This window comes from Nonomuraea sp. MTCD27, from assembly GCF_041950495.1.
Lineage (GTDB): Bacteria > Actinomycetota > Actinomycetes > Streptosporangiales > Streptosporangiaceae > Nonomuraea.
On record NZ_JBGNUW010000013.1, the window covers coordinates 120628 to 133174 of the forward strand.

The 12547-nt window shown below is 71.8% G+C and carries 7 protein-coding genes; 1 reads left to right on the forward strand and 6 read right to left on the reverse strand.

Translation table 11 applies throughout. The features are described 5' to 3' along the window. Positions 1-28: 28 nt before the first annotated feature. The 3 genes from ACBJ59_RS33895 to ACBJ59_RS33905 are packed head-to-tail and all read right to left on the reverse strand — an operon-like array spanning position 29 to position 3505. Positions 29-1015 (reverse strand): ABC transporter permease, encoded by a 987-nt coding sequence (locus ACBJ59_RS33895; protein WP_375114269.1) that lies wholly within the window; start codon positions 1013-1015, stop codon positions 29-31. Next, complete coding sequence (locus tag ACBJ59_RS33900; protein ID WP_375114270.1) at positions 1008-2039, reverse strand: ABC transporter permease; 1032 nt, start codon at positions 2037-2039, stop codon at positions 1008-1010. Before ACBJ59_RS33900 ends, ACBJ59_RS33895 begins: the two co-directional genes overlap by 8 nt. Beyond that, entirely contained in the window at positions 2036-3505 is a 1470-nt protein-coding gene (locus tag ACBJ59_RS33905) for a sugar ABC transporter ATP-binding protein (protein ID WP_375114271.1), read from the reverse strand. Before ACBJ59_RS33905 ends, ACBJ59_RS33900 begins: the two co-directional genes overlap by 4 nt. 584 nt (positions 3506-4089) lie before the next feature. Between ACBJ59_RS33905 and ACBJ59_RS33910 the strand changes: the two genes are divergently transcribed. After that, a complete protein-coding gene (locus tag ACBJ59_RS33910; protein WP_375114272.1) occupies positions 4090-7236 on the forward strand; it encodes a family 78 glycoside hydrolase catalytic domain in 3147 nt (1048 codons plus the stop codon). A 94-nt stretch (positions 7237-7330) separates the two neighbouring features. On the opposite strand, the gene ACBJ59_RS33915 is transcribed toward ACBJ59_RS33910, so the two are convergent. From ACBJ59_RS33915 to ACBJ59_RS33925, 3 genes are all read right to left on the reverse strand, one after another. Continuing rightward, positions 7331-8536, reverse strand: a complete 1206-nt coding sequence (locus tag ACBJ59_RS33915) for a S8 family serine peptidase (protein ID WP_375114273.1) — start codon at positions 8534-8536, stop codon at positions 7331-7333. Between the two features lie 141 nt (positions 8537-8677). Next, positions 8678-10810, reverse strand: a complete 2133-nt coding sequence (locus ACBJ59_RS33920) for an NACHT domain-containing protein (RefSeq protein ID WP_375114274.1) — start codon at positions 10808-10810, stop codon at positions 8678-8680. Positions 10811-10913: 103 nt separating this feature from the next. Beyond that, complete coding sequence (locus ACBJ59_RS33925; protein WP_375114275.1) at positions 10914-12245, reverse strand: YcaO-like family protein; 1332 nt, start codon at positions 12243-12245, stop codon at positions 10914-10916. Positions 12246-12547: the final 302 nt, after the last annotated feature.

Genomic DNA, 12547 nt, shown 5'->3' on the forward strand with positions numbered 1-12547 from the left:
GTTTCCTTTCGTGGCCCGCGGCGGGGGGTCAGGGGGTGACGGATCGTCGGCGGCGCATGCGCTCGCGCAGCATGCCGGCGACGTTGGGTCCCACAACGGAGACGATCAGCAGGGATCCGGTGATGATGGTCAGGGTGTTGGCCGGGACGTAGGCCAGTTGCAGGGCGTTGCGCAGGGTGCCGAGGAGGATGACCGCGGCGATGACGCCGATCAGCCGCCCCCGGCCGCCGAAGATGGACACGCCGCCCAGCAGGACGGCCGCCACGACGGCGAGTTCGAGGCCCAGTCCGTTGTCGGCGCGGGCGCTGGCGTAGCGCAGCGTCCAGAACACCCCGGCCAGCGCCGACATCGCGCCGGTGGCCACGAACAGCCAGAACTTCGTGCGGGCGACGTTGATGCCGGTGAAGCGGGCGGCCTCGGCGTTGTTGCCCATGGCGTACAGGCCGCGGCCGATCGGGGTGGCGTGCAGGACGATCCCGAAGACGAGCGCCAGCGCGGCGACCACGAGGATCATCCACGGGATGGTCAGGCCGGGGATGGCGGCGATGGCACCCATGTTCCACTCCGGCGGGTAGTCGGCGACCGCGCGGTCACCGAGGACGACGTAGGCCAGTCCCCGGTAGAGGGCGAGCGTGCCGATCGTCACGGCCAGGGACGGCAGGCCGAAGCCGGTGACGAACAGGCCGTTCACCGCGCCGAGCAGCGCTCCCAGCAGGAGGCAGAGCGCGATCATCAGCGGCAGTGACGTGACGCCCCACAACCACAGCTGGCCCATGACCGTGCAGGTCAGGCCGAGGATGCTGGCCACGGACAGGTCGATCTCGCCGGTGATGACGACGAGGGTCATGGGGAGCGCGATCAGCGCGATCGGGATGACCTCCAGCGTGACGAACCGCCAGAACCGCGGGCTGGCCACCCCCTCGACGCTGACCGTGCCCACCAGGACGACCAGGACCAGGGCGATGAGCAGAGCGGTGTCCCAGGAGCCGGCGATCGACCGCATCCGCTCAGCCATGACTGCTCCTTCCTCTCAGGGTCTGGGCGAGCCGGACGGCCAGCGCCCGGTCGAGGCCGATGGCGGCCAGGATGAGCGCGCCGACGGCGGCCCGCTGCCAGAACGGGCTCACGCCGAGGACCGGCAGCGCGCTGCCGATCGTGGTGAGCAGGACCGCGCCGAGCGCGGCGCCGTAGACCGAGCCGCTGCCGCCGAAGATGGCGACGCCCCCGACCACGACGGCCGCCACGACGTTCAGCTCGAAGCCGTTGCCGGCGTTGGCGTCCAGCGTGCCGAAGCGCGCCGCGTACATGACTCCGGCCAGCCCGGCGAGGGCGCCGCTGACGACGAACGCGGCGAACACCCGCCGCCCCACCGGGATGCCGGCCAGGCGGGCGGCGACCGGGCTGGAGCCGATCGCGTACATCTCCCGGCCGCTGCGGTAGGTGCGCAGGTAGTAGCCCGCCGCCACCAGCACCACGACGGCGAACAGCGTCAGCACGGGTACGCCCAGCACGGTCGCGCTGCCCATCCGCAGGAAGCCGGGCGGCATGTCGGCGGCGTTGATCTGCCGGCCGGTGGCCCAGGTGTAGTCGAGGCCGCGGAAGACGTACAGGGTGCCGAGCGTCACCACGAGCGCCGGTACGCGGGCGGCGGCGATGAGCGCGCCGTTCACGGCCCCGCAGGCGGCGCCGAGCAGCACGCCGACGGCGAGCGCCACCGGGATGGGCAGGCCGGGGTTCGCGACGAACAGGCTGCCCGTCGCGAACGCCGACAGGCCGAGGACCGACCCCACCGACAGGTCCACGTTGCGGGTGATGACGACGATGCTCTGGCCGACCGCGAGGACCGCGAGGATGGTCGAGCCCAGGAGCAGGTCCTTGATGCCCTGCGCGGTCAGGAACCGCGGGTTGACCAGCACCGTCACCCCGACGAGCAGCGCCAGCGCGACGGCGATGCCCAGCTCCCTGATCACGAAGACGCGATGGACGAGCCTGGTGCCCTGTCCTGCGTCCGTGGCCGGCTCGGTCCGGACGGCCGTCATGCGGCACCGCCCTGTCCGGTGGCGGCGAGCATCACCGACTCCTCGTCGGCCCGGGCGCGGGGGATGTCGGCGACGAGGCGGCCCTCGTGCATCACCAGGACGCGGTCGGCCATGCCGAGCACCTCCGGCAGCTCACTGGAGATCATCAGCACCGCGACGCCCTGCGCGGCCAGCTCGGACAGCAGCCGGTGCACCTCAGCCTTGGTGCCCACGTCGATGCCGCGCGTGGGCTCGTCGACGACGAGCACGCGCGGCTCGGTGGACAGCCACTTGGCCAGCACGACCTTCTGCTGGTTCCCGCCGGACAGGGCGGAGACCGGGTCGGTGAGCCGGGCGGTCTTGACCTGGAGGCGGCGGCTCCAGCTGTGCGCCGCGTCCCGTTCGGCGCCCCCGAACAGCAGGCCCAGGCTGCTGAGCGGCCACCGCCGCGCGAGGGTCGCGTTGCGCTCCACGGACAGCTCCATCACCAGGCCCTGCTGGCGGCGGTCCTCGGGCACCAGGGCCAGCCCGGCCGCGATGGCCGCCGGGGTGTCGCCGGGCGGCAGCGTCCTGCCCTCGACGACGACCTGCCCGGCGTCGTAGCGGTCCACGCCGAAGACGGCGCGCGCCACCTCGCTGCGGCCGGCGCCGACCAGTCCCGCGAGCGCCACGATCTCGCCGCCGTGCACGGTGAAGGAGACGTCGTCGAAGACGCCGCGCCGGGTCAGGCCGCGCACCTCCAGCCGGGGCTCCCCCACGGTGGCATCCGTCTTGGGGTACAGCGAGGACACTTCGCGGCCTACCATCCGGCGCACCAGCTCCTCGACGGTGAGCTCGGAGGCCGGGTCGGTGGAGACCCAGCGGCCGTCGCGCATGACGGTGACGCGCCGGCAGAGCGCGAAGATCTCGTCGAAACGATGGGAGATGAACAGCACCGCCGCGCCGTCGTCGCGCAGTGACCTGACGACCGTGAACAGCCGCTCGGCCTCCACACCCGACAACGCGGCGGTCGGCTCGTCCATGATCAGTATGCGCGCGTCGAGCGCCAGCGCCTTGGCGATCTCGACGAGCTGCTGGTCCGCGATGGACAGGCCGCGCGCGGGCCGGTCGGGATCCAGGGAGACGCCCAATCTGCCGAACAGCGCCGCCGCCCTGGCGCGCATGGCCGCCGCGTCGATGCGGCGCAGGCTGCGCAACGGTTGCCGGCTCATGAAGATGTTCTCGGCCACGGACAGGTCGGGGAACAGCGTCGGCTCCTGGTAGATCACCGCGATGCCGGCGGCCTGGGCGTCGGCCGGGCCCGCGGGCGTCAGCTCCTTCCCGTCCACCGTCAGCGTGCCCGCATCGGCCGCGTGGGCGCCGGACAAGATCTTCACCAGCGTGGACTTGCCGGCTCCGTTCTCCCCGACCAGGCCGTGCACCTCACCGGCCCACAGGTCGAGCCGCACCCCGGCCAGTGCCTGGACGGCACCGAAGTATTTACTCACGTTCTGTAACGAAAGGATGGGAGCGGAGTCGCTCACGTGCCCTCCAACAATGGCTGGGCAAAACGTTTTAAGGCCCCTGACCGTAAAAGGCGCCGCGCGACGTGTCAATAGGGCGCCAATCGGGAGTTGCGCCACCTCTGCCCGCTCTCACGTGCGCGGCGGCTCCCCTGTGCGACCGCATCACGTTTCCGTCTCATGTCGAACAGGGCGCGAGGGCGGGAGCGGCTCCGGAAGAGGCCCGCCGCCGCTCGCGGGCGGGCCCGCCACCCGCTTCCCCGGCTCCACCTGGCCTTCCCGGGCGCTTCCACGCCGGCGATCGAGCCCGCCCCCACCCGGCCCTTCGCCTGCGAACGGGGATGACGTCCCTGGCCAGAGGCCTGATCACGATGGGTATCGTTACCCAATGGGATCGTCGGACGATCGGCTGAGATGCCGATTCTGCGTGAACCGTTGCCCAAACACCCTCTTGACGACGTTTGCGGGAACGCTTACGTTAGCGACATCTTCGGGGTGCTTAAATCGTTTTACGGTGAGAGGAGCATGCCGTCGCCTCGCTCCCCTCCCATCCGAGACAGGAGTGACCCGTGTCCTCATTACGTCGCCGGATTCGTGTATTAGCGGGGCTGGGAGTGGCGTTCACTCTCGTCCTCTCGCAGCCGCTCAACGCCCCGCCGGCGGTGGCCGCCGGCGGACAGTCCGCTGCCGGGGTCGTCGACCTGCGGGTGGACGGCCGGCGCGACCAGCCCCTCGGCATCGACAACCCCGCCCCCCTGCTGAGCTGGCGCATGACGCGGACCCGGCAGACCGCGTACCAGATCCAGGTGGCCGCGAGCGAGAGCGACCTCGGGCGCGGACGGCTGATCTGGGACTCCGGCAAGGTGAGCTCCGCCGTCCAGTCCGGCGTCCGCTACAGCGGGCGGCCGCTGGCGTCGCGGGAGCAGGTCAGCTGGCACGTACGTGTCTGGGACGGGGGCAGGCAGCCGTCGGGCTGGAGCAGGCCGTCGTCCTGGGAGATGGGCCTGCTGCGGCAGAGCGACTGGGGGGCGGCGCGCTGGATCGAGTACCCCGGCCGCACCGAGGGCCGGCCCATGCCGATCTTCGCCCGCGCGTTCGACCTCGACCGCGGGAAGCGCGTGGCCGGCGCCCGCCTCTACCTCTCCGGCGTCGGGCTGCAGCTGCCGACCCTCAACGGGCGCAAGCTCAGCGACGAGGCGCTCGCCCCCGGCAACTCCAACTACCAGCTCTCCAGCGAGTACCGCACCTACGACGTGACCGACGACCTGCGCGCCGGGGCCAACACCCTCGGCGTCCGGCTCGGCAACGGCCCCGCCTACGTACGGCGCAGCGTCACCAACCCGGCCGTCGGCCGGACCGCGCCCTACTCCTGGTGGCAGAGCCAGCTCAAGGGCAGCGGCACCCTGACCGCCGACGCCGCGCCCGGCGCCACCACCGTGGCACTGGACAACGTCACCGGCTACCACGTCGGCGGCACGATCAACATCGACACCGGCAACGGCGGCGATAACCTCGAGTCCCGTACGATCACCGCGATCGGCAGCACCGACATCACCTTCACCCCCGGCCTGTCCAAGCCGCACTCCACCGGCGCGACGGTCACCGGCTCCGGCAACAACATCGCCGCGAGCGACGCGAGCGCCGGCGCCGCCGTGACGCCCCGCCTGATCGCCCGCCTGGAGATCACCTACACCAACGCCTCGACGGACGTCATCGTCTCCGACCGCGGCTGGCGCACCGCGCTGGGCGCCCTGGTGACCGACGCCTGGTATTCGGGCTCCGACTACGACGCCCGCCGCGAGCAGCCGGGCTGGGACTCCCCCGGCGCCGACCTGTCCCCCACCGCCAAGCGGCGCGACGGCTCGGCCATGGCCTGGGTGGACGCCGGCATCGCGCCACCGCCGAACCTCGCCACCCAGCTCGTCGCCCGCACGGCCGAGCCGGTGAAGGCCGTCGAGACCTTCACCCCCGTCTCCTTGACCAACCCGGCCCCGGGCGTCTGGGTGTTCGACCTGGGCCAGAACATCGCCGGCTGGCCGCAGCTGAACCTCAAGGGCAGGATGCCCGGCGGCGTCACCGTCCGCATGTCACCCGCCGAGTCCCTCGCCCCCGACGGCACCGTGGACCAGGCGTCGCTGATGGGCGGCGGCGGCAACCGGGGCCGCGACCTGTTCAACACCTACACCACCGCCGGCCTCCCCGGCGGCGAGAGCTGGCACCCGGACTTCAACTACTTCGGCATGCAGTGGATCCAGGTCACCGGCCTGCCCGAGGGGTACACCCCGCCGAAGGACCTGGTCAAGGGCGTCCGGCTGCAGGCCGACACCCCTGTGGCCGGCGAGGTGACCACCTCCGACGCGCGCGTCAACCGGATCCACAAGATGTCCCGCTACTCGTTCGCGTCCAACATCATGTCGGTGTTCACCGACTGCCCCGGCCGCGAGAAGCTGTCCTACCCGGCCGACTACACGATGCCGATGGGCGCCATCCACCGTAACCACGACCTCGCCGCGTACCTGAAGACCACGATGCGGCACCTCGTCGAGGGCCAGTCGATGGCCGAGACGCCGATGCGCGGCAACGTGGCGCTCAAGACCCCCGTCTACGACTGGGGCTACAGCGGGCGCTTCGGCGACGAGATCAACTGGGGCAACGCCATCATCCTCGTCCCGTCCCTGCTGTACGAGCTCTACGGCGACACCGAGACGATGGCCCGCCACTACGACCAGATGGTCGACTTCGCGGACTACATCCAGCGCCAGAAGGTCGGCACCGGCGACAACGCGCACATCGTCGACGCCGCCCTCGCCGACTGGGTGGCCGCCGACCAGACCTCGGGCCGGATCACCGGCACCTGGGGCTACTACGTCATGATCACCAAGCTGGCCGAGATGGCCGAGCTGACCGGCCACGCCGACGACGCCACCCGCTACCAGGCGCTGGCCACCGACATCAGGAACGCCTTCAACGCCCGCTTCTACAACCAGCAGCTCCGCCGCTACACCACCGACGGGAACGCCGGGACCGCGGGCGCGACCCAGACGGCCCAGGCGCTCGCCCTCGACGCCGGGCTCGTCCCCGACGGCGAGCGGCAGGCGGTCCTCGACGCGCTCGTCGAGCTCGTGTACGCCTTCCACCCCAACGGGGACGGCCCGCACTTCAGCGGCGGCACCATCGGCATGGGCCCGACCGTCCGGGCGCTGTCCGACGGCGGCAGGGACGACGTCCTGTGGGACCTGCTGCAGGAGAACGACCAGCCCGGCTACGGCTTCTTCATGGAGTCCACCACCGCCAACCCCGGCGGCATGACCACCATCGGCGAGCGCTGGAACCGCGGGGACTCCAAGAATCACATGATCCTCGCCCAGATCGAGGAGTGGTTCCACACCGGCCTGGCCGGCATCCGCGCGGCCGACGACTCGATCGCCTACCGCGAACTCGTCATCCACCCCAAGCCGGTCGGCGACCTCACCTTCGTCAAGGGCAGCTACGAGACGCCGCAGGGCACCGTCCGGTCCGAATGGACCAGGTCGGAGCGCCGGTTCACGCTGACGGTCGACGTGCCCGCGAACACCACCGCCGAGATCTGGGTGCCGGCCAAGGACCGACGCCTCGTCACGGCCCCGCACCGGGCCACGTTCCTGCGCATGGACGGCGGCCATGCCGTCTACGGTGTCGACTCCGGCTCCTTCACGTTCAGGGCGGCGGCGGGCTGACCCCATGAAACCGGTCCCCGCCCGTCCTGACGGGTGGGGACCGGACGACGGCGGCTCCGGCGGGGTCAACCGCCGGAGGCCGTGGGAACGGCGGCTACGGGGCGCGTACCAGGCCCACTCCGCGGTCGGCGATGTCCACGCCGGAGGCCAGCGGGCTCACGGCGGCCGAGGCCAGCAGGCGGGCCATGACGGTGGACGACGTCGCCGGCAGCGGCGACTTCATCACGTCCTCCCACCACAGTGCCGTCACGCCGGCGACGTGCGGCGTGGCCATGCTCGTCCCGCTCAGGGCCCGCAAGCCGCCCCCGACCCGCGCGGAGAGCACGCCGACCCCGGGCGCGCTGATCTGCGGGAAGGTGTTGGAGAAGGGAGCGATGACCAGGCCGTTGCCCGTGGAAGACTGCGCCAGCGCACCGACCGCGATGACACCCTCCGCGGCCGCGGGCAGCGACACGGCGATCTCGAAGTCGGGATGCGTCTGCCGCTCGCTCTCGTTACCCGCCGCGGCCACGACGATCGTGCCGGGGCCGATCGCCTCGCGGGCGGCGACCATCTGCATCAGCGCGTCGAAGAGCCTCAGGTTGGCCCGGTACGCCTCCAGCGCCAGCGAGGTCGCGAACCTCGGCTGCCGTCCCATGTCGACCAGCCGCTGGACCATGCCGGGGAAGTCGAACCCCAGGGACATCGAGACCACCTGGGCGCCCTGCTGGAGCGCCCACTGCATCCCCCGCAGCAGCCCCTCGGTGTCGCCGCTCCCGTCGTCGGCCAGGACCTTGCCGATCAGCGCCCGGGTCACGCCGGGCGCGACGCCGATGCGCGTGCCGTCGACGGCCCGGCCGAAGACCGTGCCGGCGCAGTGCGTGCCGTGGCCCTGCTTGTCGCCCAGGCCCGAGCCGCTGAAGTCCTCCTGGATGAGGGTCACGCCGGTGAAGGCGGGATGGGTGCCGTCGATGCCGGTGTCCAGGACGGCCACGATGACGTCCGCCCCGGTACGCGTCGAGACGTCGGCGCCCACCGCCTGGACGCCCCACGTGGCCGCGGCGGCCGCCGCGGTCGAGGCCTGCCCGTCGGCGCCCTCCTCGAACGGCTGGATGAGCGCCGTCGGCATGACCGGCGCCACCGCGCGCACCTCCGGGTCGCGGGCCACGTCGCGCAGCTCGCGCTTGCTGAGTTCGACCACCTCCACGTGCGGTTCGCTCCCGGCGAGGACCGGAGGCGGCCCGGCAGGCCGCGTCGATTCGAAAGGACTGGCCGTACGCACGCCGCTCATGTCGCGCAGCACGCTGTATCTCTCGCCCACTGGCACTACTCCCGATTTCCGCCGTCCCGTGGGACGGATCACTGCCGTTCCGGCTCCACCGGGTCAGTGCCCGCGTGCGCCTCCGCTCGTGCCCAAGCCACGATGGGGATACGGCCAAGAGAGCACCCGTCCGGCCGGCGGTCACCGGAGAACCGACGGCTGCCGGCGTACCTCTTCCTCCTGCGTCGCCTGCAGCCCGCGCGCGAGGTGCTGCTGCAGCTCGATGTGCCGGAACTGGTAGTAAGGTCCCTCGGTGCGCAGCAGGCCGAGGCGATGCGCGTCGTCCAGGAAGTTCATCGCCCGCAGGGGCAGCCTCCCCTTGGTGGCCAGGCGGGGAACCGTCAGGCTGTAGGCCAGCCAGGCGTGGTGGCTGCCCAGCACGAGCCCGAACAGCAGCCCCAGCAACAGCCCGCCCGCGAGCGCGACGCTCCCGTCGAGCTGGGCCTCCAGTCCGATGCCCGCGGCCATGAGCCCCACCACGAGCCCGCTGAAGATCCGGATCACCGTCAGGTTCCGGTCCGCCCGCCAGGTCGAGCGCGGGGATCTCGCGGTCGCGGTGGTGGCCGGGTGCTCGACCCAGTGGATCAGGCTGAGCACGACGATGAAGCCGACGCCGGACATCCAGCCGATGTCCCTCGCGGCCTCCAGACCGTTCGTCCCTCCGACCGTCCTGCCCATGAGCCAGCCGATGAGCGCTCCCAGGGCTCCGACGAAGAGCCCTGCCCCAATGACCCGGGCCAGCTCGGAGAGCCTGCCGCGCACCCGGAAGTCGGCGTGGCCCGGCGCCTCGGTGAACCAGGACCCGGCCACGGTGATGATCACGAGCGCGGCCACCAGCCCCAGCCCCGCTCCGACGATGTGCAGCTTCGTCACGATCCAGAAGACCAGCCCGACCAGGACCCCGACCCCGATGCCGGTCCACAGCCGCACCGTGCGGTTCGGCGTGTGGCGGGCCAGGCGCCACCAGGCCACGTCGCGCGGGTCCTCCTCGTCCAGCGTGAGCTCCTGGCACAGGTAGGTGAGCCAGCGGACGACCTGCTCCGGAGTCCACGCGTGTTGCGGCCGGAAGGGCTGTGCCGGGCCGTGGGCCGGTGGGCGCGTGCTCACCAGGGCGGGGATGAGCTGGTCGCACAGGTGGTCGTGCAGCTCGGCCGCGCTGCCTCGCCCCAGCTCCAGCAGCGGTTCCGGGTTCACCCGCGGCGCGATGTACGTGGCGCGGACCAGCCAGAGCCCCAGGGACGTCGAGGTGACCTCGGCCAGGGCCGGGGCGCCGCCCGTACGCAGCGCCTCCAGCACCCGGGGCCAGACGGGATGGGACACCGGGGGCAGGCACGCGTGAAGGTAGTCGGCGGCCGCGGCCGGGCCCATGCGCTGGGGCTCGATGACCGCCGCCGCCGTCAGGACGTCGCCCATCTCCTCGACGGAATCGGCGAACTGCGCCGTGCGGCAGGTGAGGATGAGCTGGTCGTTCTCGCACATCGAGCGGTTCAGCGCGGCGAGCATGTCGGCGCGGGCGTGGTCGGGCAGCTCGTCCAGCCCGTCGATGACCGGCAGCACCTCGCCGCGGGCCACCAGGGTCTCCGGGATGTCGGGACCGAGCCCTTCGGCGCGGAGCGCCGGATAGTCCATCGCCAGGCTCTTGGCCAGCCAGTCCTGCAGGCGCGGGTGTACGCGGTCGTCCCAGCGTGCGGCCGACAGCAGCACCGGGACGGGCTCCTCCGGCTGCCGCGTGCGCAGGAGTTCGAGCACCAGCTGCACGGCCAGGGTGGTCTTCCCGGTGCCCGGGTCGCCCAGGATGACCAGCCGGCGGCAGTGCAGGGCGCGGAAATTGCGTGCCATGTCCTCGACGTGCACGTCCAGGCCGGGGAAGGCGACGGTGCCCTTGGCGATGATCTCGGGATGGTCGGCGAGCTCGCGCCGTTCGGTCGAACGCCAGGCCAGCGGCATGGGCTCCGGATCGCACAGCGAGCGCATGACCGTCTCCTGGCGCCACTGCTCGGTCACCAGGCCGGCGAGGATGTCCTTCGCGGTGCCGATGCCGGCGGACGTCGGCGCCGGCGTGGGCGCACTACGCTTGCGCCACCAGGACAGGAACTGATGGCCCAGCGCTATCGCGCCGCTGGCCATGGAGATGTACGAGCCGATCGCGGCCGCGCTCCCCGGTTCTCCTGGCACATTCTTGGCCACCCAGAAGAACGCGAGGGCCAGGCCCAGAAACAGAACGCCCAGTGCGGCCGAAGCGCCTATTTTGCGATTCTGTCGCCAGTATTTCATTCCCATATAATCAGTATCCACGTCTTCCACGCCAGAGTGGGATTAAAGACCATATGTAAGGGTCGATCAATCGGCAAAACCTGCCGCGTCGTTCAGATGACCGTCAATCGTGCGGCAGTTCTTCGGAAACTCTCCCGAGCCCCGCCGCGGCGAGCCGGCCCCGGCTGCCGGGGACGACGAGGTTACCGTCGGTGACCAGCATGAACCGCTCCAGGAGCGGCACGACCACGTGCACGGCGGTGACCCCGCCGGGGAGGGCGCACACCGTACGGCAGTAGACCGTGCAGCCCCGCGCCTCTACCATCGCGGCCACCTTGCGCACCTGGTCGCCGGGAGCCCCGGCCGCCCCGGCGGCTCGGGGGAAGGGGACCACGCGCGCCTGTCGCAGGGCAGCGGTGAGGTCGAACCGCCCGCACGCGTGCAGGGTGGGGTGCGCCGCCAGCGCGGACGGCCCACCGCGCGCCCGCCCGCCGGGATCCGGCAGGCGCTCGCCCAGGGTGGTCTGCACCAGCTCGGTGAGGCAGCGCCAGGCGGCGTAGGCCGGGTCCAGCGAGGTCCCGGCGCCGCGCCGGTGCGGACGGCGGGAGGTGGGAGCGGTGTAGGCCAGCATGGTCGGGACCCCGATGTCACTGGTGATGTCCAGCAGGTGCACCGTTGACCCGGTCACCTCTTCCGCCGTGGCGTGCGCCCGCGCGAGGTCGCCGGGGAGCGTCCACGGGTCGATCAGCGCGGGCCGCAGCGGCTCCCCGCCCAGGAAGGTCCGCACCAGGAGCAGCGACAGGGCGTCGCGCTCGATGGCCTCGTTGAGGGCGTGCAACACCGCCTCGGCCGGCGTGACGCCGACGGCCGAGCCGCTGTTGCAGCTGTAACGCATCAGGTGGGCGTAGTCGCAGTCGTCGCCCGCCAGCTCGCGCAGCGCGGCGGAGCCGGTCTCGACGTACCAGGGGGCGGACAGGACCATCGGCAACAGCGCCTCCCCGGTCCCGGAGAGCGCGCGATAGCGCAGGCAGGCCATCCGGCGGCCGGGCATCCGCGACAGCAGCAGCGCGCAGGCGTCGTCGCGCAGCGGCCCGGCGGCGATCGCGGCCGGCGCGGCCGGCTCCACGGCTCCTGGGTCGAACCCGGCGGGGCCGGTCAGGTAGTGCTCGACGGCTTCGAACAGCGCCCCCAGGCGGGCCTCCTCCTGCCGGCCCTTCCCCATCCCGCACGCGAGCGGAGAGTCGTCCTGCGCGCCGCCGAACAACCGGCACCACCAGGCGGTCGGATCACGGCCCCCGCCCGTGTCCTCCAGCCGGGCCCGCAGGCCCAGCGCGGCCAGTGCCGCCGCCGCCCGCCTTCCGGCCTCGGCAGGCGGCACCGCCCGCTCCACCGCGCCGAACACCCGGCCGGCCTCTTCCGGGCCGGGCGGCCCGGACGGCGTACGGAGACGCGACATGGTTACTGTTCGTCATCACCGGTCATCGTGGGCGACAGTTCCTCCAGCCGCTCGAGCTCGGCCCGGGTCAGCTGTTGGGCCCGCCTGTCCAGCGACTCGACGGAGACAAAGTCCACGTTTCTCCCCATGAGACTCCCCCTTCGCTTTCCTCATCCAGCGTAGCCCCGGCCCGGCAAAATATCGGAAAAGATACCGCGAATTATGCGAAGACAGTTGCAAAGCGAACAAGCTTCGCCGAAGGGTCAATTCACCGCCAACTAATCCGCGACCGCTGGACGGGGCCTCGCCGCGACATGCATATT

Excerpts from the sequence above, each read along its gene's own strand:
- ACBJ59_RS33895 (WP_375114269.1), bottom strand. The coding sequence starts at position 1,015 with ATGGCTGAGCGGATGCGGTCGATCGCCGGCTCCTGGGACACCGCTCTG.
- ACBJ59_RS33900 (WP_375114270.1), bottom strand. The coding sequence starts at position 2,039 with ATGACGGCCGTCCGGACCGAGCCGGCCACGGACGCAGGACAGGGCACC.
- ACBJ59_RS33920 (WP_375114274.1), bottom strand. The coding sequence starts at position 10,810 with ATGAAATACTGGCGACAGAATCGCAAAATAGGCGCTTCGGCCGCACTG.
- ACBJ59_RS33925 (WP_375114275.1), bottom strand. The coding sequence starts at position 12,245 with ATGTCGCGTCTCCGTACGCCGTCCGGGCCGCCCGGCCCGGAAGAGGCC.